At 65.4% G+C, this 21,651-nt stretch carries 21 protein-coding genes; 12 read left to right on the forward strand and 9 right to left on the reverse strand.

Going from position 1 to position 21,651, the window contains the following annotated elements; genetic code table 11:
• The first annotated feature begins 107 nt into the window (after positions 1–107).
• The 3 genes from FQK05_RS18625 (at position 108) to FQK05_RS18635 (ending at position 3,726) form a co-directional block, all read left to right on the forward strand.
• Positions 108–1,241 (forward strand): CaiB/BaiF CoA transferase family protein, encoded by a 1,134-nt coding sequence (locus FQK05_RS18625; protein ID WP_158969701.1) that lies wholly within the window; start codon positions 108–110, stop codon positions 1,239–1,241.
• Positions 1,242–1,350: 109 nt separating this feature from the next.
• On the forward strand, positions 1,351–2,679 hold the full coding sequence (locus FQK05_RS18630; protein WP_158969703.1) for a phytoene desaturase family protein: 1,329 nt from the start codon (positions 1,351–1,353) through the stop codon (positions 2,677–2,679).
• Between the two features lie 369 nt (positions 2,680–3,048).
• A complete protein-coding gene (locus FQK05_RS18635) occupies positions 3,049–3,726 on the forward strand; it encodes a TetR family transcriptional regulator (protein ID WP_158969705.1) in 678 nt (225 codons plus the stop codon).
• Positions 3,727–3,751: 25 nt separating this feature from the next.
• Here the strand turns inward: FQK05_RS18635 and FQK05_RS18640 are convergent, their stop codons facing one another.
• Positions 3,752–4,522, reverse strand: coding sequence for a helix-turn-helix transcriptional regulator (locus tag FQK05_RS18640; RefSeq protein ID WP_158969707.1), 771 nt, complete (start codon positions 4,520–4,522; stop codon positions 3,752–3,754).
• 305 nt (positions 4,523–4,827) lie between these two features.
• Here FQK05_RS18640 and FQK05_RS18645 point away from each other — a divergent pair, with 305 nt between their 5' ends.
• The 4 genes from FQK05_RS18645 to FQK05_RS18660 all read left to right on the forward strand — a co-directional run bounded on the left by FQK05_RS18645 (position 4,828) and on the right by FQK05_RS18660 (position 10,695).
• Entirely contained in the window at positions 4,828–6,042 is a 1,215-nt protein-coding gene (locus tag FQK05_RS18645; protein WP_158969709.1) for an acyl-CoA dehydrogenase family protein, read from the forward strand.
• Between the two features lie 134 nt (positions 6,043–6,176).
• The gene (locus FQK05_RS18650; RefSeq protein WP_158969711.1) at positions 6,177–7,268 is read left to right on the forward strand and encodes an acyl-CoA dehydrogenase family protein; all 1,092 of its coding nucleotides are present in this window, start codon (positions 6,177–6,179) and stop codon (positions 7,266–7,268) included.
• Between the two features lie 36 nt (positions 7,269–7,304).
• Positions 7,305–8,513 carry an acetyl-CoA C-acetyltransferase gene (locus FQK05_RS18655; RefSeq protein ID WP_158969713.1) on the forward strand — a complete coding sequence of 403 codons (1,209 nt, stop codon included), beginning with the start codon at positions 7,305–7,307 and terminating at the stop codon, positions 8,511–8,513.
• A gap of 1 nt (position 8,514) precedes the next feature.
• A complete protein-coding gene (locus FQK05_RS18660; protein ID WP_158969715.1) occupies positions 8,515–10,695 on the forward strand; it encodes a 3-hydroxyacyl-CoA dehydrogenase NAD-binding domain-containing protein in 2,181 nt (726 codons plus the stop codon).
• Between the two features lie 90 nt (positions 10,696–10,785).
• Here the strand turns inward: FQK05_RS18660 and FQK05_RS18665 are convergent, their stop codons facing one another.
• Both FQK05_RS18665 and FQK05_RS18670 read right to left on the reverse strand, forming a co-directional pair.
• The gene (locus FQK05_RS18665) at positions 10,786–11,211 is read right to left on the reverse strand and encodes an enoyl-CoA hydratase/isomerase family protein (RefSeq protein WP_158969717.1); all 426 of its coding nucleotides are present in this window, start codon (positions 11,209–11,211) and stop codon (positions 10,786–10,788) included.
• 101 nt (positions 11,212–11,312) lie between these two features.
• Entirely contained in the window at positions 11,313–12,503 is a 1,191-nt protein-coding gene (locus FQK05_RS18670) for an acyl-CoA dehydrogenase family protein (protein ID WP_158969719.1), read from the reverse strand.
• 107 nt (positions 12,504–12,610) lie between these two features.
• On the opposite strand from FQK05_RS18670, the gene FQK05_RS18675 reads away from it, so the two are divergent.
• The 5 genes from FQK05_RS18675 to FQK05_RS18695 all read left to right on the forward strand — a co-directional run bounded on the left by FQK05_RS18675 (position 12,611) and on the right by FQK05_RS18695 (position 16,901).
• Complete coding sequence (locus FQK05_RS18675; protein ID WP_158969721.1) at positions 12,611–13,375, forward strand: enoyl-CoA hydratase/isomerase family protein; 765 nt, start codon at positions 12,611–12,613, stop codon at positions 13,373–13,375.
• A gap of 128 nt (positions 13,376–13,503) precedes the next feature.
• Complete coding sequence (locus FQK05_RS18680) at positions 13,504–14,760, forward strand: aromatic ring-hydroxylating oxygenase subunit alpha (protein ID WP_158969723.1); 1,257 nt, start codon at positions 13,504–13,506, stop codon at positions 14,758–14,760.
• The gene (locus FQK05_RS18685; protein ID WP_158969725.1) at positions 14,757–15,314 is read left to right on the forward strand and encodes an aromatic-ring-hydroxylating dioxygenase subunit beta; all 558 of its coding nucleotides are present in this window, start codon (positions 14,757–14,759) and stop codon (positions 15,312–15,314) included. Before FQK05_RS18680 ends, FQK05_RS18685 begins: the two co-directional genes overlap by 4 nt.
• Positions 15,315–15,333: 19 nt before the next feature.
• The gene (locus FQK05_RS18690) at positions 15,334–16,149 is read left to right on the forward strand and encodes an enoyl-CoA hydratase/isomerase family protein (RefSeq protein WP_199252709.1); all 816 of its coding nucleotides are present in this window, start codon (positions 15,334–15,336) and stop codon (positions 16,147–16,149) included.
• On the forward strand, positions 16,146–16,901 hold the full coding sequence (locus FQK05_RS18695) for an SDR family NAD(P)-dependent oxidoreductase (protein WP_158969727.1): 756 nt from the start codon (positions 16,146–16,148) through the stop codon (positions 16,899–16,901). The genes FQK05_RS18690 and FQK05_RS18695 overlap by 4 nt, the downstream gene beginning before the upstream one ends.
• Before the next feature lie 17 nt (positions 16,902–16,918).
• Here FQK05_RS18695 and FQK05_RS18700 read toward each other — a convergent pair whose 3' ends face one another.
• From FQK05_RS18700 to FQK05_RS18720, 6 genes are all read right to left on the reverse strand, one after another.
• Positions 16,919–17,806 carry an alpha/beta hydrolase gene (locus FQK05_RS18700; protein WP_158969729.1) on the reverse strand — a complete coding sequence of 296 codons (888 nt, stop codon included), beginning with the start codon at positions 17,804–17,806 and terminating at the stop codon, positions 16,919–16,921.
• Positions 17,807–17,834: 28 nt separating this feature from the next.
• Complete coding sequence (locus tag FQK05_RS18705; protein WP_158969731.1) at positions 17,835–18,434, reverse strand: TetR/AcrR family transcriptional regulator; 600 nt, start codon at positions 18,432–18,434, stop codon at positions 17,835–17,837.
• Positions 18,435–18,567: 133 nt separating this feature from the next.
• Complete coding sequence (locus tag FQK05_RS26420; RefSeq protein ID WP_325063905.1) at positions 18,568–18,765, reverse strand: hypothetical protein; 198 nt, start codon at positions 18,763–18,765, stop codon at positions 18,568–18,570.
• The gene (locus FQK05_RS26195) at positions 18,762–18,911 is read right to left on the reverse strand and encodes a nitronate monooxygenase (protein WP_325063906.1); all 150 of its coding nucleotides are present in this window, start codon (positions 18,909–18,911) and stop codon (positions 18,762–18,764) included. Before FQK05_RS26195 ends, FQK05_RS26420 begins: the two co-directional genes overlap by 4 nt.
• Before the next feature lie 256 nt (positions 18,912–19,167).
• The gene (locus FQK05_RS18715) at positions 19,168–20,442 is read right to left on the reverse strand and encodes an acetyl-CoA hydrolase/transferase family protein (RefSeq protein WP_158969733.1); all 1,275 of its coding nucleotides are present in this window, start codon (positions 20,440–20,442) and stop codon (positions 19,168–19,170) included.
• Positions 20,442–21,644, reverse strand: a complete 1,203-nt coding sequence (locus tag FQK05_RS18720; protein ID WP_158969735.1) for an acetyl-CoA C-acetyltransferase — start codon at positions 21,642–21,644, stop codon at positions 20,442–20,444. The genes FQK05_RS18715 and FQK05_RS18720 overlap by 1 nt, the downstream gene beginning before the upstream one ends.
• Positions 21,645–21,651 lie beyond the last annotated feature (7 nt).

Genomic DNA, 21,651 nt, shown 5'->3' on the forward strand with positions numbered 1-21,651 from the left:
CAGTCAACACAGGTCACGATTCGGATTGCATCGCGACGAAGCCTAATAATAAAACCGGACAGACGGCTTTACTTAGGATGTCGGCTTCGGCCGGCAGGGAGGATAAAATGACGGCAAGCGGACCACTTTCCCATTTGAAGATCGTCGAGATGGCGGGGCTTGGCCCCTGTCCCCTTGCCGGCCAGCTGATGGCCGACCTGGGGGCCGAGGTCATCGTCATCGACCGCGCCTCGGGGTCGCGGGACCCGGCCGAGATCAACCGGCGCAACAAGAAGTCGGTGGCGCTGAACCTGAAGTCCGAGGCGGGCCGCGAAGCGGCGCTGCGGTTGATCGGGCGGGCCGATGCCGTCATCGAAGGGTTCCGTCCGGGCGTGATGGAAAAGTTGGGACTGGGACCGGCGGTCTGTCAGGCACGCAATCCTGGACTGGTCTTCGGCCGCATGACGGGCTGGGGGCAGACGGGGCCGCTGTCGAAACGTGCGGGCCATGACATCAACTACATGTCGCTATCGGGGGCGCTTGCGGCGATGGGGCCCCGGGACAGCGTGCCGAGGCCGCCCCTGAACCTGGTGGCGGATTACGGCGGCGGTTCGATGTTCCTGATCTTCGGGGTCCTCAGCGCACTGCTGGAACGACAGGTGTCCGGCCGCGGTCAGGTCGTGGATGCCGCCATCGTCGACGGCGTCCCGGCGATGATGGGGGTCTTCTTCCATCTCATGCAGGCTGGCATCTGGGACACGCAGCGCGAACACAACATGCTGGACGGCGGCGCCCCCTACTATCGCTGCTACGAGACGTCGGATGGCAAGTGGATCTCGGTCGGGCCGATCGAGCCGCAGTTCTTTGCCGAACTCTGCCAGAAGGCCGGACTGGAACATGTCGGGCCGCACGATCAGGTCGACAAGGCGAACTGGCCCCGGCTGTGCCAGGACTATGCCCGGGTATTTCGCACCAAGACTCGGGACGAATGGACCGCGGTCTTTGTCGACAGCGATGCCTGCGTGGCCCCAGTGCTGACGCTGGACGAGGTCGAGAGCCATCCCCACAACGCGGACCGCGGGATCTTCTTCCGTCAGGACGGCATTCTGCAGCCCAGCCCGGCGCCGCGGTTCGATCGGTCTGCCCCAGGGCCGGTCCGTGCCCCGGTCGCGCCGGGGGCAGATTCGGACGCCGTTCTGGCTGCGGCCGGATACTCGGCGGACGAAATTGCTTCGATGAAAGCGGACGGGACCCTGACCTGATGCGGGCGACAGGGCCCGCAGACAAGCAACGTCCCCCCGGCTTGGGATTAGAAAACCAGCCGTCCCGATTTATTTTCCTACAGATCTCAATGAAGAGGGTTCAGACCACATGACCGATACTCTGAAATTCGACGCGATCGTCATCGGCGCCGGTGCAGGTGGCTGCCATGCGGCGGCGCGCCTTGCGGCGGCGGGGCAGCACACGCTGCTTGTCGACGATCACGACTATCTTGGCGGTCGGGCCGGGACCGAGATCATCGACGGTCACCGGGTGAACATTGGGGCCATCGCGCTGGAACCGGGCGGCGCGTTCGAGGACACCTTCGAGCTGTGCGGCGCAAAGCTGGACATCCGCGAGCCGTCGCCGGCGGCGGTGTTCTTCATCGACCGAAAGGTAGTCGATGTGCGCAAGGGCGGGCTTGGCTTCCTGTTGAACGGGCTGACCAAGCAGGCTTCGCGCGTGCTGGACCAGTTCGCCAAGGCGCGGACCGGAAACATGCCGGATGGAAGGGAATCCACCGAGGACTGGCTGCAGCGATACACCAAGAACGAAACGGTCCATGCCGTCTTCCGCAACCTCTGCGCGGCGATCTTCGCGATGAATTCGAACGAGATCCCGGCGCGGGCCTTCCTGACCTATTTCACCCAGAAGGGCGCCTTCAAGCGGTTCGGCTTCCATCCCGAAGGCACCATGGGCGCCTGGACCGCGCTGGCCGGCGCGGTCGAGCGTCTGGGTGGCGAGGTCTGGCTGTCCAGCCCGGCCGAGAAGATCGAGGTGTCGGGCGGCCGCGCGCGGGCCGTCCTGATCCGTCGCAACGGCGGCGATGTCGTCAGGGTCGAGGCCCGGACGATCATCTTCAACGGCGGCCCGAAGGCGCTGGTCGGTCTTGTCGGCGAGGACGCTCTGGGCGCCGATTATGTGCGCCAGACCGCCGAGATCCTGAAGCCCTCTGCCAATATCGTGTTCAACTTCGCCTCGCGCGAGGACCTGATGCCGGGGGTTCCGGGCATCATGACCTTCGGCAAGACGAAACACGGCCGGCTGTGCAACATGGCCAACCTGACGGCGACCTGCCCCGAAATCGCGCCGGAAGGCTGGCACCAATATGTCGGCTATGCCGTGCCGCACCCGGCCATCGGCGACTTCGACAGCGATGCCGAAGTGGCGCTGTCGCACGAGGATCTGCGCGACCAGTTCCCGGGGTTCGACGACAAGGTGAAGATGCTGTCGATCCGGGTCATGCGCGACGACTGGCCGGCACAGCGGACCGGCGCCGGCTATGACATGGATGTCGCGACCCCGGTTGCCGGCCTCTGGTGCGTGGGCGATGCGGTCAAGGACTATGGCAACGGCGGCACGCAGGCCTGTGCCGTGTCGGCCAGGATCGCCGTCGACGCCGCGCTGGATGCGCAAGCTGCGGCTGCTCAGGCCGGCTGACCCCGATGACCTTCCGGTTGCCGTCCGAAGCCGGCGGCCGGACCCGGAACGTGTTGGCAGGCAAGCCCTGCCGACACCTCCCGGCAGACGATTGGACTGGCGGCTCCTGCCGCCCCCGATCTTCTGTCTGCGCCCCGGCCTGCCCCTTCTCCCATCCCTGCCGGCCGGGGCGCCCTATTCATCCCTGAATGACCGCTCTGCTGCCTGTGCGTGCGATTGTTCCCGGCTTGCGGGACGAATTGCTCCCAGGGTCACACTCTCTGGGGACAGGAGCCCGCGCCGAAGCGGTATAGGCTTGCCCTGCAGGCTGATGCATTGATCCGGACGGGCATCGGCAGACGCTTCCGACGCAGTGGCCCAGGGACTTCAGTGGCACCAGAACCGAACAGAACCCGCACCAAGGCGCCCCGCACCCGGCGCGGCCGTCCGTCGAAAGTCGAACAGGAACGTCGCGGCGACATCAGGGAGATCCTGCTGAGCGCGGCCCATGACGCGATGATCGCAAAGGATTCCATCGACGTCTCGATCCATGAGATCGCGGATCGCGCAGGCCAGAGCCCGGCCGTCGTGCAGTATCACTTCGGCGGCAAGGAAGGGCTTCTGCACGCCCTGCTGAAACGTGGCACGGATCGCGCGGTCACCCAGCTGGCCGATCTAGCGCAGATGGAAATGTCCGCGGACCGCAAGCTGCGGTATCACATCCGGGGCTTGATCAAGGCCTATTACGAGGCGCCCTATGTCAACATGCTGATGCGTCACCTGTCCGAAGGCGTCCCGGCCGAGGAGGGCGAGGCCGTCTTTCGCGAATTTGCGCGGCCCTTGGCGGACTTCTATGAAGTTGTAATTGCGCAGGGTGTTTCAGAGGGCACGTTTCGCCCGATTTCGCCGCCGCTCTTCTACATGATGCTGGTGGGTGCGTCGGATTACATCTTTGCACGCCGGCGCATGCTGCCCGCGCTGTTCGCGATCCCGGACATGACAGATACCCTGCGGCAGCAATATGCCGAATTCCTGGCGGAAATCGTCCTGACCGGAATACGCCCCTGAAGGCGCGCCGGATCGGCGGCTGCGATCAGGCGGCCGGGCGCATCAGCTGCGCGTCATAGCAATCCAGATACCAGATCAGCAGCTCGCGCTGGCTGCTGATGACCAGGCGGCGATAGGCGCGTTTGCGATAGGTCACGACGCTTTCCTTGCCGATCCCCAGATCCAGAGAGATGCCGCAGGTCGACATGCCGTAAAGGATCCGCGCGCAGACCTGGCTTTCGCGGGCCGTCAGTTCCCCGCTGGCGGCAATGCAGGCTTCGATCTGGTCCAGCGCCTCCAGCGGCGCCACGCTTTGGTGGCGTTTGTGGGCCAGTTCGACATGGCGCGCGACCAGCGAATGGAACACCGCCGAAAGATGCCGCAATTCACTGATTTCGACTTGCCGCAGCTTCCTTCGCTCGTGCGCGCGCAGGATGTGCAAGGCGCTGAGAACCCCGCCCGAGCGGCCGACGATGGTCACGTGATGCAGCCGCTCGCGGCTTGGTGCAGTATCGTCGGGCGAAGACAGGACGACGGCACCCGGTTCGGTATCGTTCAACAAGGCTTTCAGGCGCATTGGCGTAAACAGCCGGTCCGGGACGTCGTCCGGCCCTGACTGCCCTGCCAGGCACAGCCTTCCGCGATCTTCATAAACGATCTTGCAGGCGTCGACTTCGATCACCGATCCCAGCGAAGACAGGACGCAGTTGGCGAAATCCGGTGTTCCGATCTTCTGCACCGCCGACGCGATGGCAGCCAGGGGCGCTGCCCGCCAGTCGGGTGTTCTGGAGTTGCGGAATTCCGAGTCGTCAAGCATGTCGAAGTCCTCCCGCAGCAATAATGCGGACGGTCGGTCTGATTATCAACAAAATAATGTATAATAGTTTAATTTTATCGGTCAAATCTTCTAGGCTAATGTATTTGTTCTAAATTTTGGGGCGATGACGCGGCCTTACGACCGAGCCGTGACAGAATTCGATGCCAGAAATGGCCGCAAGGTCGTGCTGTCCCCATGTTCGGGGACTTAAAATGAATGAACGGATAATTATTCTGCCGGGACCGGAATCGGGCTTTCGACGGGCGCCCGGTGCGGCCCTTGTCACGACAACAGGAACAAATCTCATGGATGCCAGGCTGGGGGATACACACGTGCGCTTCCGGCAGGAAGTGCGTGCCTTTCTGGACCGGGAACTGACCGGGGACATCCGCGAAGGCGCCCGGCGGCAGGCCGGGATTGCGGCCGATCCGTCGGTGGGTGTGGCCTGGCAGAAGAAGCTGAACGCGCATGGTTGGGGCGCCCCGGCCTGGCCGAAGGAATATGGCGGCACCGGATGGGATGCGGCCCAACGCCAGATCTTCGACGAAGAGTGCATTCGTGCCGGCGCACCTTCGGTCTGGGTTTCGGGCCTGCAGTTGCTGGGCCCCGTCGTCATGCGCTTCGGCACGTCAGAGCAGAAGGCCTTCTTCCTGCCCCGCATCCTGGACAGCGAACATTACTGGGCGCAGGGCTTTTCGGAACCGGGCTCCGGCTCGGACCTGGCATCGCTGCAGATGCCGGCGGTGCGCGACGGCGACGACTATGTCGTCAGCGGGACCAAGATCTGGACGTCGCATGCGCACTGGGCGAACTGGATCTTCCTGCTGGTCCGCACGGAAAAGACCGCGAACAAGCGCGACGGCATCACCTTCATGGTGACCCCCGCCGATGCGCCGGGGATCACCGTGCAGCCCATCATCTCTATGTCGGGCGAGCACGAGACCAACCAGGTCTTCTTCGACAACGTCCGTATCCCGGTCCGCTACCGGATCGGCGCGGAAGGGCAGGGCTGGGACATCGCCAAGTACCTGTTGGAGTTCGAACGATCCGGCGCCTATGCGGCCCTGTCCCAGAGCTATCTGGACATCGCCCGGAGAAACGCCCGGATCCCCGACCCGGTGACGGGCGAGCGTCTATGGGACGATCCCTGTTTCCGACGCGATTATGCAGACGCACAGCTGCGTGTCACCGCGCAAAGCTGGACCGAAAAGCGCGTGATCTCGGCCCTGAGTTCCGGGAAGAACGCGGGCGATGCGCTGGCGTCGATCCTGAAGGTCCGCGGAACCGAGGCGCAGCAGGCAAGTTTCGAGGTGTCGGTCACTTCGCTTGGCGCGTTCGGCATGGCCGACCAGCGCGAGGCGTTGCGGCCCGGGTCGAACACGCCGCCGATCGGGCCCGAAGGCGCCCTGCAGCCCACGGCGCGGCATCTGAACGGGCGGGCGGCGTCGATCTACGGCGGCTCGAACGAGATCCAGCGCAACATCCTGTTCCGCTTCATTGCCGACGGCCGGATCCCCTAGGGGACCGGTCGGGCCGATGACGGGTCATTGAAGGGGAAACCGATGCAGACCACCGACCTGATCGACGGGATGCGGCCGATGGCGGCGACAAGGACCGCGCGATCTGACGTCCTGCCCCAAGGAAAGCCAAGACCATGAACTTCGATCTGTCGGAAGAGCAGGTGATCCTGCGGGACGCGCTGGCGGGCTATCTGTCCCACCACTGGGACCAGCAGCGGCACAACCAGGGCGGCGTTCCGGCCCGGAAGGCGCTGTGGGACGGCATTGCCGGCGAACTGGGCCTGATGGCCATCGCCGTGCCCGAGCGGGCAGGCGGTTCGGGTGGCGGCCTGGACGACATCATGGTCGTGGCACAGGAGCTTGGCCGGTGCCTGGCGCTGGACGGGTTCATCCCGACCGTGGCTTATGGCGGCAACCTTTTCACGGCGACCGGTGACCTGGCCCGGCTGGAAACCATCGCGTCCGGGGCAATGGTGCTTGCGCTGGCCCATGCCGAAACCGGACTGCTGCCGGACGGGCGGGCCGTGGCCACGACGGTCACCGACACGGGGTTGACTGGCGTCAAGGTCATGGTGGCAGGCGCACAACTGGCCAGCCATGTGATCGTCTCGGCGATGGAGCCGGGGCAGACCGCCTATTCGCTGTACCTGGTGCCGAACGATGCCCCGGGGATCGCGCGGCAGGATTTCAACATGATCGACGGCCAGCCTTCGTCCGAACTGACGTTGGGCGGGGTCGCGGTGGGGGCCGACATGCGGATTGGTGCCGCAGGTGCCGGGCCGGACCTGCATCGCAGGGCTGCCGACATCGCCACCGTCGCCCATTCGGCCGAAGCCGTGGGCATGATGGAAACCCTGATCCGCACGACGGTGGACTATCTTCAGGGCCGCAGCCAGTTCGGCCAGAAACTGGCCGCGTTCCAGGTGCTGCAGCACCGGCTGGCGGACATGGTCCTGCATCTGGAAGACGCGCGGTCGATGCTGTTCCAGACCGTGCTGGCCGATCAGGGCGACCGCGACGGGTTCGAACGGGCGGTCACCGGCATGAAGGTGAAGGTGGCCGAGGCGCTGCGCTTCGTCAGTCAGCAGGCGGTGCAGCTGCATGGCGGCATGGGCATCACCGACGAGTTGATGGTGGGCCATTTCTTCAAGCGCGCCATGACCGTGAACGAAGCCTACGGCGGGCCCGCCGCCTTCCGCAAACGTTACGAGAAATCCCTGGGCTGAACCTTTCAGGACCGGTCCCGAAAACGGAGAATGCCGATGGCAGAGGCTGCCTTTATCTATGATGCGCTCAGAACGCCCCGGTCGAAGGGCAAGCCGGACGGGTCGCTGAACCAGGTCAAGCCGATCGACCTCGTGGTGACGCTGTTGCGGGAAATGCAGTCCCGCCACGATCTGGACACCGCGCGGGTGGACGACGTGATCATGGGCTGCGGCAATCCCCTGAAGGAACAGGGCAGCGTGATGTCGAAAAGCGCGCTGGCCATGGCCGACTGGGCGGAAAACGTGCCTTCGGCCCAGGTCAACCGGTTCTGCGCCTCGGGGCTCGACACGTTCAACATGGCGGCGGCCAAGGTGGCGTCGGGCTGGGATCACCTGGTCTGCGCCGGCGGCTATGAAAGCATGAGCCACGTGCCCATCGACAGCGCGACCGGGCCCCTGGCGGACGATCCGGAGACGGTGCTGAAGACCGTGTCGGTGCCGCAGGGCATTTCGGCGGACCTGATCGCCACCATCGGCGGCTGGGACCGCGAGACCTGCGACGAAGTCGCGGTCCAATCGCAGGCCAAGGCGGCGCGGGCGCGGGATGCGGGCTGGTTCGACCGCTCGGTTGTCCCGGTCCGCGACGATACCGGACTGCCGATCCTGGTGCGCGACGACTTCCTGAAGCCCGGCACCGACATCCAGACCCTGGGCGCGCTGCCGTCCAGTTTCGCCCGGATGGGATCCATGGGCTTCGACCAGTTCGCCCTGACCAAGTACCCGGAGGTGGCCCGGATCGACCATGTCCACACGCCGGGCAATTCGTCGGGCATCGTCGACGGCGCCTCGCTTGTGATGCTGGGCAGTGAAGCTGCCGGCAAGGACCTGGGTCTGACGCCCCGCGGGCGGGTCGTGTCGACCGCGCTGACCGCGACCGAACCCACGATCATGCTGACGGGTCCGGGTCCGGCGTCGAAGCTGGCGCTGAAGAAGGCCGGCCTGTCCATGGACGACATCGATCTGGTCGAGATCAACGAGGCCTTCGCCTCGGTCGTATTGCGTCTGCAGCAGGATCTGGATGTCCCGGACGAAAAGCTGAACGTCGTGGGCGGGGCCATCGCCATGGGCCACCCGATCGGCGCCACCGGCGGCATGCTGGTCGGCACGATGCTGGACGAACTGGAGCGGCGCAACCTGAAGCGCGCGCTGATCTGCATGTGCGTCGGCGGCGGCATGGGCATCGCCTCGATCATCGAAAGGGTCTGACATGACGTTCCACTACGACAAGGATGCGCAGGGCATCGTAACGGTCATCATGGACATGGACGGTCCGGCGAACACGATGGGGCCGGACTTCGTCACCCTGATGCGCGGCACCGTCGACCGGCTGGAGGCCGAAGAGGGCCTGACCGGCGTCGTCATCGCCTCGGCCAAGCACACGTTCTTTGCCGGCGGCGACCTGAAGGCGATCCTGGCGACGGAAGAGGCGGACGCCGGCTATCTGGACTTCCTGACGGAAAACAAGGGCCAGCTGCGCCGCCTTGAACGGCTGCCGGTCCCGGTCGTGGCCGCCATCAACGGTGCCGCCATGGGGGGCGGGTTCGAGATCTGTCTGGCCTGCAACCACCGGATCGCGGATGCAAGCGCGGGAACCGTGGGCCTGCCCGAGGTGACGCTGGGCCTCTTGCCGGCCGCCGGTGGCATCGTCCGCACCATCGCGCTGATCGGTCTGGAAAAGGGTCTTCCCTTCGTTCTGGAAGGCAAGCCCGCGAGGCCCGCAAAGGCGCTGGAGCTGGGTCTTGTCGACGCGCTTGTCGACAATGGGGCCATGCTGGTCGAGGCCGCCAAGACCTGGATCAGGGCCAACCCGGACGCGCATGTCCAGCCCTGGGATCGCAAGGGCTTCACCTATCCGGGCGGCAATTCCGAAACGCCCGCCAACCGGATGATGATCGCCGGGGCCCCGGTGATGCTGTTCAACAGGACCCGTGGCCGGCTTCCCGCGCCCGAGGCGGTGCTGGACGTGGCCGTCAACTCGACCCGGATGGGGTTCGATGCGGCGCTGGACATGGAATCCCGCCGCTTCCTGCCGCTGGTCGTATCGCCACAGGCGAAGGCCGCGATCACGACCTTCTTCCTGGGCATGAACGGGATCAAGTCGGGCAAGTTCCGTCCCGAAGGCGCCAAGTGGGCGGCGACGTCCTCGGCCGTGCTGGGCGCGGGCATGATGGGGGCGGGGATCGCCTGGTCCCATGCCGCGCACGGCCTGCCGGTCAGCCTGAAGGACATGTCGCTGGCGAATGCCGAGAAGGGCAGGGCCTATTCCGAGGCTCTGGTCGCCAGGCAGACCGCCCGGGGGAGCATGACCGAGGAGGCCGGGGCCAGGCTGCTGGCCGCGATCACGCCCACCGACAGGAACGACTTTGCCGGCGTCGACATCCTGGTCGAGGCGGTGTTCGAGGACATCGCCCTGAAGGAAAAGGTCATCGCCGACACCTTCGGCCTGATCGGGACCGACGGGATCTATGGCACCAATACATCGACCCTGCCGATCACCGAACTGGCGAAGGCCGCGCCCGATCCGTCGCGCTTCATCGGCATCCACTTCTTTTCGCCCGTCGACAAGATGCAGCTGGTCGAGCTGATCGTGGGCGAGAAGACCTCGGAAGAGACGGTGCGCAAGGCCTGTGACTACTGTGTCCAGATCGGCAAGATCCCGATGGTCATCAACGACAGCCGCGGGTTCTTCACCAGCCGGGTGTTTTCAACCTTCCTCGACGAGGGGCAGGCGCTGGTGCATGACGGCATGGCGCCTGCGGCGGTCGAACGGGCGGCCTGGATGGTCGGCATGCCGGTCGGACCGCTGCAGGTCATGGACGAGGTTTCGCTGATCCTGATCAGGAAGGCCCATGACACGAATATGGATCTGGACAGGCGGCTGCCGGACAACCTCTACAAGACCAAGAACGCCTATTCCGAGTCCATCGCCTTCGACATGATCGAACAGGGCCGTGGCGGGCGCCAGTACGGGGGCGGGTTCTATGACTATGCCGCCGACGGCCAGCGGACGCTGTGGCCGGGGCTGAAGGATTATGCCCGGGGCAACAGCCGCGTGGGAATGGAGGACGCGATGGACCGCATCCTCTATCGGCAGGTGATCGAGGCCCTGCGCTGCATGGACGAAGGCGTCCTGCGGTCCGAGGTCGAGGCCAATATCGGGTCGATCTTCGGTATCGGTTTCCCGGCCTGGACCGGCGGCGCGCTGCACTATGTCCGCTTCGTGGGGGTCGAGACCTTCGCCAAGCGCGCGGATGAACTGGCCGAACGCTATGGCGAACGCTTCGCGTTGTCCCGTGACGTCTATGCAAAACTGCTGGACGGTTCGGGCTTTCGGGTGGGCCAGGCGGACAAGGTCGCACTGGCCGACCCCGAAGCGCAGAGCGCCTGACATGGTGCCCGATCCGGACAACCAGGTTCCGGGTCCGGACGACATCCATCCCTTCGATCTGAAGGTTCCGCTGGCCGATGTGCTGCTACATCATGGCTGCGGACTGGCAGAAGACATCTGCCGGGCCGCCGCCCGGCGCACCTGATCCTGTTTTCGGCGCTGCCCTACTGAAGCTTCGTCCCGGCCGTCCGAACGGCCGGGACCCGTTGGCAGCGGGCAGTTTCGCATCGCCCGCAGCATCGGGTGGCAATAGGCCTGCAGCATCGTGGTGCCATGCTCGCGCCGTGCTATCTCGTCGAAAGTGTGGGCATGACGCAGGTCAGCACCGCCACAGAACGCCCGGCCGGCACCGGTCAGCAGAAGCACGCGCGCGCCACAGGCGACGGCATCGTCGAAGGCGGCTGCCAGCGCGTTCATCGTCAAGGGCGCCAACCCGTTCATGCTGGCCGGCCCGTTCAGCGTGATGGTGTAGATGCCCGCTTCGTCCACGCTCGTCTCGACTTCGGCATGGTCCATGTGGGGTCCTGCTATCCTGCGGTTTCGGCTGCCGGGCGTCAGTGCCGCGCCCGGGCCGATGCGACGGTCCCCCCGGACGGGGGCAGGCAGGACCAGAGGCGCTACATCCTCTTGGCGACCTCCTCCAGCATGACCTCGGTCGCGCCGCCGCCAATACGCAGGATCCGCGCGTCGCGGGCCATCCGCTCGATCGGGGTGCCGCGCATGTAGCCGGTGCCGCCATGCAGCTGCAGGCAGCCATGGACGACCTCGTGCAGGATCTCGGGGCCGACCGACTTGATCATCGCCGTCTCTCGGCTGACGGGCTGGCCGGCATCCTTGGCGGCGGCGGTCTGATAGGTCAGCGCCCGGATCATCGCGACCTTGGACGCAAGGTCTGCCAGACGCAGGCGCGTGGCCTGCTGGTCCCACAACGTCTTGCCGAAGGCGCGGCGCGTGCGGACGTAATCCAGCGTCAGCTCGATGGCCTTGGCGCCCTCGCCCGCGCAGAAGGCGCCGATCATCAGCCGCTCCTGCTCGAACCCGCGCATGATGGCGTGAAAGCCGCGATTTTCCTCGCCCAGCAGGTTGGCATGCGGGACGCGCATGTCCTCGAACACCAGCTCTGCCGTGTCGGAACACAGCCAGCCATGCTTTTCCAGCTTCGAGGCCACCTTGAAGCCTGGCGTATCCGTGGGGACGATGAACAGGGTGATCCCCCGCGACCCCGTCTCCGGCGCATCGGTGCGCGCGCCAAGGATCACGACGTCGCCGTAGACGGCATTGGTGATGAACATCTTGGTGCCGTTGATCACCCAGTCGTCCCCGTCCCTGACCGCCTTCGTCCGGATGCCGGCCACGTCGGATCCTGCGCCTGCCTCGGTCACGCCGATGCAGCAAACGGTCCGGCCCGCGATCATGTCCGGCAGCCACCGGGCCTTCTGTTCTTCGGTCCCGACCCGGGTGATGTGGCTGGCCGACATGTCGGTATGTACCGTCACGGACGAGGTGAAGCCGCCATAGGTCGAGCGCGAAAGCTCTTCCCCGAACACGACCGACGCCAGCGCGCCCATCTGGGTGCCGCCATGGGCCTCTTCGTGCTGCATGCCCAGAAGGCCCATTTCGCCCAGCTTCAGGAACATCTCGCGCGGGATCTTGCCTTGGGCTTCCCAGGCGTCGGCGACGGGCACGACCTCGCGTTCGACGAAGCGGCGGACCTGTTCGCGCAGCAGTACAAGGTCTTCGGTCACGGACTCGGGGTCGTTGAGACGGAAGCCGGCGTTCCCCGCGTCGATTGTGGAATTGATGTTCATCGGTTCCTCCCGGGATCATTCCTGATGTCTTCGGGCAGGATTGCACGGGCTTCGGGGGAAGGCTAGATTAAACAATCGGACAGCCGGTTAATTATTTGGAGACCGCCATGGCAGGTGTGGAATATGCAGAAGACGGGGGGCTGGTGCGGATCACGCTGAACCGGCCGGATCGGCGGAACGCCCTGACGGCAGGGGACTGGCTTGACCTTTGCGCCGCGGCGCGTCGGGCGGCACGCAGCACCGCGCGGGCGGTGCTGTTGCAGGGGGCGGGAGGCGCGTTTTCCGCGGGCTTCGACATTTCGGAAATCGAGCCCGGCAAGATCGACGCCCTGGATCTGATCGACCGCAGCGTGAACCCTGCGCTGCGGGCGGTTCGCGACATTCCGGTGCCAACCATCGCTGCGGTCGACGGCGCCTGCGTCGGCGGCGGCCTGGGCATAGCCGCCGCCTGCGACATCGTCATGGCCAGCGAACGCGCCCGGTTTGGTGCGCCGTACGTGAATATCGGCATCATGGCCGATGCCGGCCTGCATGTCTTCCTGCGGGACGCGATCGGCTATCAACGTGCCGCCTACCTGATCATGTCGGGCAGGATCCTGTCTGCCGCCGAAGCCCAGGCCATGGGCTTGTGTGCAATGCTCCTGCCCTCCGATGCCTTTGACGCCGAGGTCGAATCGCTGGTGAGTCGGCTCGCCTCTGGACCGACGCAGGCGATGATCCGGTCGAAGCGGATCCTGCGCACCGCCCCCTCGGCCGAGGTCGGCTTCAACGAAGAAGCGCGCCTTCAGGACGAAGTTTTCGCCACTGCAGACGCGTCCGAAGGGATCGACGCCTTCATCGCCGGACGTCAGCCGAACTTTCGCGGCCAATGACGCCGGACCGCGCCACGTCGGGTTTGACAGCGCGCCCTGGGCAAATTAAAAAGATGACTGTCCGGTTTTAGATTGCGACGGAAACCCGTCCTGCGATCCAGGCCACCGACCCAGCGAGGGAGCATGTCATGGACGGAAATTTCAAATCGAAGTGGGACGAGCTGATCCAGCCCGGCATGGTCCACGGGTCGCTTTACTATGACGACGCGATCTTCAAGGAAGAGGTCGAGAAGATCTGGTTCACGACCTGGGTCTATATCGGCCACGAAAGCGAAATCCCGGACAGGAACGACTTCGTCACCAAGTCGATCGGGCCGATGCCGGTCCTGATGGTCCGCGACAGCAACGGTGAAATCCAGCTGCTGCTGAACCGCTGCCCGCACCGCGGGAACGCGGTCTGCGTGCAGGAGAGGGGCAACCGGGCGCGGTTCACCTGCCCCTATCATTCCTGGACCTTCTCGAACACGGGCGATCTGATCAACTATGCTTTCCCCGAAGGCTACAAGGGCACCGACAAGTCCGGGCTGGGCCTGGGCAAGGTCACCCGCACGGCCAGCTATCGCGGCTTCGTCTTCGGGTCGATGGCCGCCGAGGGCCCGACGCTGGAAGAGCACCTTGGGGGGGCGAAGCGCTGCATCGACCAGCTGTGCGACAACTCTCCGACCGGCGAGATCGAGATTTCGGCCGGCTTCCTCAAGCACCGGACCCGGGCCAACTGGAAGTTCATCCTGGAAAACGAATGCGACGGCTATCACCCGGCCTTCGTGCATTCGTCGATCTTTTCGGTCGCCGACAGCGCGATCGGCGATCTGTACGGCAATGATGCCGTCGCAGTGACGCGCAGCTTCGGCAATGGCCATGTCGAGGTCGACCCGCGGCCCGAATTCCGCCGCCGCGACAAGCCGATGAGCTGGTTCGGCACCTCAGCCGAGAAGCTGCCCGACTATGTTGCCCAGATGAATGCGGCCTATGGCGAGGAACGGGCCCGTCAGATCATGATCGACGGGTCGCCGCACACGATGATCTTTCCGAACCTGTTCATCGCGGAAATCCAGATCTTCGTGATTCAGCCGGTATCGGCCAATGAATCGATCCAGCATTCTACCGCGATCCAGTTCAAGGGCGCGCCGGACATCAACCGCCGCCTGCGCCAGCAGACCATGGGATCGGTCGGTCCCGCCGGGTTCCTTCTGGCGGATGACACCGAGATGTACGAGCGCAACCAGCGCGGCCTGGAGATCCGGCAACCGGAATATCTCTATCTCAAGCGCGGGGACTTTCGCGAACGGCGGGACGAGGACGGTTTCCTGATCGCCCATTCCACCGACGACATGCCGTCCCGGGAAATCTGGAAACACTACCGCAAGATGATGGAAGCCAAATGAGCACCGACACCGCCGAAATCGAAGGTCCGGACATCCTGAAGGAATGGGTCGGCAAGACCCGCACTTATGAAAAGTCCTTCAATCCCGAGCTGTATCACGAGGTCCAGCAGTTCATTTTTCGCGAGGCGCGGCTGCAGGATATCCACGACTATGACGCCTGGGAAGATCTGTGGACCGACGATGCGCTGTACTGGGTGCCGGCCAACGGCACGGATACGGATCCTGAACGCCAGATGTCGCTGATCTATGACAACCGGTCCCGCATCGCGTTGCGGATCCGGCAGCTGAAGACCGGCCGCAGGCATTCACAGACCCCGCCGTCCCAACTGGCGCGCGTGGTCTCGAATTTCGAGTTCCTGAAGTCCGAGGCCGACGACATCAAGGTGATGTGCAACGCCCAGATCTTCGAGACCAACCTGCGCGGCGACACGATGTGGTCCTCGCGCAATGAATACTCGCTGCGGCGCGTCGATGGCGAGCTGAAGATAGCCTACAAGAAGGTCGTCCTGATCAACAACAACAAGGCGATCTATACGCTGTCGTTCCTCGTCTGAGGACCGGAAGGGGGAAAACGTGTTCCAGGGCGAAGAAATGCTGGTCGGCGAAGGGCCGGTCCTGCTGACCTATGGCGAAGGGATCGCCAACATCCAGCTGAACAGCCCGTCGACCGGTAACGGTTTCGACGTGGGCCTGATGACCGCGCTGCAGGGTGTCATCATGCAGGTCCACGGCGATGCCCGGGTCCGGGCGGTGATCCTGTCCGGCAACGGCAAGATCTTCACCGGCGGCGGCAACGTGAAGGATTTCGCGTCCAAGGGCGACGGGCTTCCGCATTACCTGCGGATGGCCACGGCCTATCTGCAGATCTGCGTTTCGGGTCTGGTGAACCTTGAAGTGCCGGTGATCTCGCGCGTGCACGGCTTTGCCGCGGGCGGGGCGGGGATGGGGCTTGTCTGTTCGTCCGACATCGTCGTCTGCGGGCACAGCGCGCGCTTCATGGCGGGCGCGACGCGGGTCGGCATGGCGCCCGACGGCGGGGCCACGGCAACGCTGTCGAAGATCGTGGGCTTTCGCCGGGCGATGGACCTGGTGCTGACCAACCGGATCGTCGACGCGGAAGAGGCCGAGCGCATCGGCCTGGTCACGCGGGCGGTTCCGGACGAGGATCTGGATGCCGTCGTCCTGGACTATGCGCGGCTTTTCGCGGCCGGGGCGCCAAGGGCGCAGTCGGCGGCCAAGCGGCTGATGTGGAACGGTCTAAGCCGCGGGTTCGAAGCTGCGTTGCCGGACGAGGCGCGCGAAACCTCGGCCCTGTCGGGCACGGCCGACAGCATGGAGGGGCTGGCCGCGGTGATCGAAAAGCGCAAGCCCGTGTTCCGCAACGCATGACCGGGCTGGACGACAGGTTGGACGGCCTGCGCGCGGTGGTCACCGGCGGTGCGAAGGGTATCGGTGCGGGCATAGTCCGGCGGCTGGCCAGGGAAGGGACGCACGTCCTGATCCTGGATCTGGACGCGAACGCCGCGCAGGATCTGGCGGCCGAGTGCGGCCACCTCGTGTCGGTGGCGGCCGTCGATCTGACCGACCTTGGGGCCGTGAACTCGGTGATTGCCGATCATGGCCCCGTCGACATCGCGGTGAACAATGCCGGTGTCGACCAGCACGCCTTCTTCACCCGAACCACGCCCGACGACTGGCGCCGGCTTCTGGCGATCAACCTCGAAGCGGTCTTTGCCGTGACCCATGCCGTGCTGCCCGGCATGCAGGCGGCCGGGTTCGGGCGGATCGTCAACATTGCCTCTGAAGCCGCGCGCCTGGGATCGCGCGGCGGGGCCGTCTATGCCGCGGCCAAGGGTGGCGTGGTGGCCTTCACCAAGTCCATCTCGATCGAGAACGCCCGCTTCGGGATCACCGCCAATTGCGTCATGCCGGGCCCGATCGATACGCCCCTGCTACGGTCCGCGGTGGACAAGGGCGGCGAGGGCCTTCTGAAGGCGATGGAGGGCGCAACCCTTCTGGGCCGTCTTGGCACGCCAGACGATGTCGCTGCCGCTGTGGCCTTCCTGGCCTCGCGCGAGGCCGGTTATGTCACGGGCGAGGTTCTGGGCGTCTCGGGTGGCATGGGCGTCGCCGCGGGCTGACCCGCGGCACGGCCTGCCTATCCCAACCGCCTGCGCAGCCAGGCCCCGATCCCGTCCAGCGAGGCGCGGGCCTCGTCCAGTTCCGGGAAGACCTGGAAGTGATGGATCATGCCGTCCCAGACCACGACCTCGACGCTGGTCCCTGCGGCCGCGGCCCGGTCCGCCAACAACTCGCTGTCGCCCAGCACGGTTTCGTGCCCGCCGACATGGACCAGGATCGGCGGAAGCCCGGTCATGTCGCCATCGATGGGCGAGGCGAAGGAATCCGTCGGATCGCCGTCCCGGCCCAGATAGGTCCGGACCATGGCCGCGACCTTGCCCCGCTGGGTCAGCGGATCCAGCGGGGCCTTCGTGTCGTAACTGTCGGATCGTGCCTGCATGTCCAGCCAGGGCGACAGGAACACCGCCGCCGCCGGCAGGGGCAGATCCTGGTCGCGCATCCGCAGCATTGCCGCCAGCGCCAGCCCTGCGCCCGCGCTGTCGCCGGCGATGGCCATGCGGGACGGTTCGATTCCCTGATCCAATACCCAGCGATAGACGGCCAGCGTATCGTCCAGCGCCGCCGGATACCTGTGCTCGGGCGCAACGCGATAATCGAAGCCCAGGACCCGTGCGCCTGAACCTTCTGCCAGATCCGCCATAAGCGGTCCGTGCGAGAGGATGGACCCCATCTGATAGCCGCCGCCATGGCAATAGAAGATCACCGTGTCCCCCGGTTCGGGCGGACCGCCGAACCAGGCCCCGGGAATGCCGCCGGCATCGACCGCCGTCTGTGCAGGCCGCCGCCCGGCCGAGACGAGCTCGGCGAAGCCTGCGCGCATCTCTTCCAGCGTGGTGCCGCGGCCCCAGTCGCCAATCGTCGCCGCGATGCGGTCACGGACCGCATCCATCTGTTCTGTTGTCATGTGGGGAATGTCCTTCTGATCGGCCGGATCAGTGCGGTGCGGACAGGAACCCGTTCAGAAAGACGTCGATCACCTGATCTGCATAATCCTCGGCCGAAACCGGGCCCTTGGGATCGAACCACGCGTAGGTATAGTTCAGCGATCCCAGAAGCGACATCGCATAGCTTGTGGCAAAGCGCGGGGTCATGCGGTGTTCGTGGTCCAGCCGCGAAAGAATGTCCCGGATGAGCGCGACGATCCGGCGTTGCATCGCACCGATTTCCTGCCGCTTCTTTTCTTCCAGCTGGTTCCAGTCGTTCAGCAAGACGATCTGTTCGGATTGGTTTTCCGAATTCATCCGCATGATCGTCCGGGCGACGGTCCGCAGATGGTCCTTGGGCTCCAGCCGCTGTTCGCCGACGTCCACGAGCACGGTCAACATGGTCGAGACATGCTCTTCCAGGATCCGCGTCAGGATTTCCTCTTTCGAGGCGAAGTAGTGGTAAAGCGCCCCGCGCGAGGAATTGCAGGCCTCGGCCAGGTCGACGATGGTGGTCGTCGAAAAGCCCTTGCGCGCAAAAAGTTCGGCTGCCGATTTCAGGATGCCCTGTCGGATTTCCGGGTAAAGCTTCGACTGCGTGCGGGCCATGAATTCTCGAACCGTTCGGACGGATTGCGATAGGGGTATCAGCGTGCCCGCCGATCATCAAGCACCCGTCGCGCGATGGCCTGAATGTTATGTCGGTTTTCATAGAAAATCCGGCCAGATGGTCAAATATTTGTCATGCCAGCATGCCGGCGACCGCCCGATGGCGTGCGACGACCTCTGCCACCATGCGGCCGATCAGGTCTGCGCAGGTCGGCAGATCGTGGATCAGGCCCATGACCTGACCTCCCCAGACGATGCCGCCGTCGATGATTGCGCGGCGACAGTCGTCATAAGGTACTGGATTGATCGTCGGCAGGATCGACAGGTTCACCCCAAGGGCCGGTCCGTCAGGTCCCGGCAGCGCTTGATCTCGCGCGACAGTGCTTCGGGCGAACCGGCCGTCAGCATCCCCAGACCACCCGCATTCGATACCGCGGCTGCCAATTCCGCACGCCCATAGAATGTCAGCCCGCCCATGACGATCGGCGCTTCGATCCCCAGAAGCTCTGGTTACGCGTGTTGTGATCTGCATCGTGGTCCTCCTCGCGTCTTCGGTCATTACATAAACCGGTTATCCGGTCCAATAATAATTCAGCCCGGCCACAGGTTTTGCACCCAGGTCGATGAGCCCAGTGGTCTGGACCTGCGGTCCCGCGATGGCAGTATCCTGAAGGCCGGGGCGGGGTGCGAATGGCAACGCGCGCGCCTGTCCTGGACGGCAGCTCCTGCGATCCTAGTCGGTCGCAAGGCCCAGGTCGTGCGCCTGGCGGGCCAGATCCTCGCGCAGGTCGGGATGGGCGATGTCCACCATGGCGCGCACCCGTTCCCGCAGGGTCCGGCCGCGCAGGTCCGCCATGCCGAATTCGGTGACGATAATCCCTGCATCCGCGCGCGACAGGCTGACGGGGCCGGACAGTGCCGGCACGATGGACGAGATCAAACCGCCCCCGCGCGTCTGCCGCGCGGCGGGCAGGGCGCAGATCGGCAGACCGCCGGGCGACATGGCGGCACCCCGTGCGAAATCCGGGCCGCCGCCGACGGCGCCGACATAGGACGATCCCGCGACTTCGGCATTGGTTTGGCCGGTCAGATCCACCTCGATGGCAGAGTTGACCGACACGAAGGCATTCAGCCGGGCCAGGTGATCAAGCGCATGGGTATGGGACGTGGGCGCCAGCCGGATCAGGTCTGTGTCGCGGCACATCCGCAAGGTGTCGGCCGTGCCGGTGATCAGACCGGCCACGGAATAGCCTGCATCCATGCCCTTGCGGCTGTTGTCGACGGCGCCGGCCTGGATCAGCCGGGTGAAGCCGTCGACATAAAGCCCGGTATGTATGCCAAGCGCCCGGTGCCCTTCCAGCGCATCGAGGATCGCGGCCGGGATGGCGCCAAGCCCCACTTGCAGCGTTGCCCCGTCCGGGACCTGATCGGCGATGATCCGGGCCATGGCGCGATGCTGGTCGGTCACCTCGGCCGCGGGTGGCACCGGAATCTCGACCGAACTGGGGACGACGATGTCGATGTCGGCCTCGTCGATCTGGACCAGCCCGGGGGTCGATGGCGCCCGGTCGTTCACTTCGGCGATCACCAGCCGGGCAGAACGGACCAGCGGCCACAGGTATTCGCAAGCCAGGCCGAAGCTGTAGGTTCCGTTTCTGCGCCCGGGCCCAAGTTGCAGGAACAGGACATCGATCCGCGGCGTCAGATAGCGGCCGAAATCCGAATAGTGCACCGGCAGGATATCCAGCTTGCCAGCGCCATGGAGGCTTCGCGTGCGGCCGGCCCCGCAATAGGACCGGAACCGGATGGCATCGGCATGGGACGGGTCCACCGTGTCGTTCCAGCTGACGCCGACAAAGGCCTCGACCCCGCCAAGCGCATGGCGTTGCGCCATCAACGCGCGGGTCAGCGTCAGGGGTTCGGCCGAGGCCTGTCCCCAGCAGATCGTCTCGTCCGGGAGGATCAGCCCGGAGAGGTCCAGCGCCCCGGGTTCGACGACCCGCGGCATCACGCGGCCTCGAAGATTGCGGCCATGCCTTGTCCGCCGCCGATGCACATCGTTTCCAGGCCAAAGCGCGCCTTGCGGCGGCCCATCTCGTGCAGCAGCGTCGTCATGATCCGGCTGCCGGTGGCGCCGATGGGATGGCCCAGCGAGATCCCGGATCCGTTGACGTTCAGCCGCGGATCGTCGTGACCCATGCCCCATTCCTGCAGGACCGACAGGACCTGGCAGGCGAAAGCCTCGTTCACTTCGATCAGGTCCATCCGGTCAAGGCTCAGCCCGGTCCGTGCCATCACCCTTGCCGTCGCCGGCACCGGGCCGATGCCCATATGCGACGGCGCGCAGCCGGCCGCGGCCCAGCCCACAAGGAAGGCCGAAGGCGTCAGGCCCAGATCGGCCAGCCGGTCTTCGGCCACGATCAGGCAGGCGGCGGCGGCATCGTTCTGCTGGCTGGCATTGCCGGCCGTGACAACGCCGTCCTTCATGATCGCGCGCAGCTTGCCCAGGCTTTCGGGCGTCGTGTCCGCGCGGATGCCTTCGTCCCCGGTCACCATGACGTCCTCGCCGCGCCGTTGGGGCACCGATACCGGCACGACCTCCTGCGCGAAGCGCCCGTCCGACCAGGCGGCAGCGGCCTTCACGTGACTTGCGGCCGCGAAGCGGTCGCAGTCCTCGCGGCTGATGGCATAGTCGCGGGCCAGGTTTTCCGCCGTTTCCACCATGCCCGAGATCACGCCGAACCGGTCCACCGGCTGCGACCGTTCGCGGCCGCGGTCCAGCCGGTCGTGCAGCGTGCTCGACCCGGCCCGTTTGCCCCAGCGCATGTCGGTCGTGTAATGTTCGATCCGGCTCATGCTTTCTACACCGCCGGCCAGCACCACGTCGCAGGCCCCGGTTTCGACCATCATCGCCGCAGTGGCAATGGACTGAAGCCCGCCGCCGCAGCGCCGGTCCAGCTGCATCCCAGGCACCTCGATCGGCAGGCCGGCCGACAGCGCCAGCCAGCGCCCGATGCAGGGGGTTTCGCTGTTGGCATAGGACTGGGCAAAGACCAGATCCTCGATCTGCATCGGATCGATCCCGGTCCGTTCGACCACGGCGCGCACAACCGTGGCGCCCAGATCTTCGACCGGAAGGTCCCGGAATGCGCCGCCAAATCTGCCGATCGGCGTGCGCAGGGGGGCCACGATGGCGGCGCGTCGGGTCATGGCAGGC

The sequence above is a fragment of the Chachezhania sediminis genome (assembly GCF_009765275.1).
In the GTDB taxonomy this organism is placed as follows: domain Bacteria; phylum Pseudomonadota; class Alphaproteobacteria; order Rhodobacterales; family Rhodobacteraceae; genus Chachezhania; species Chachezhania sediminis.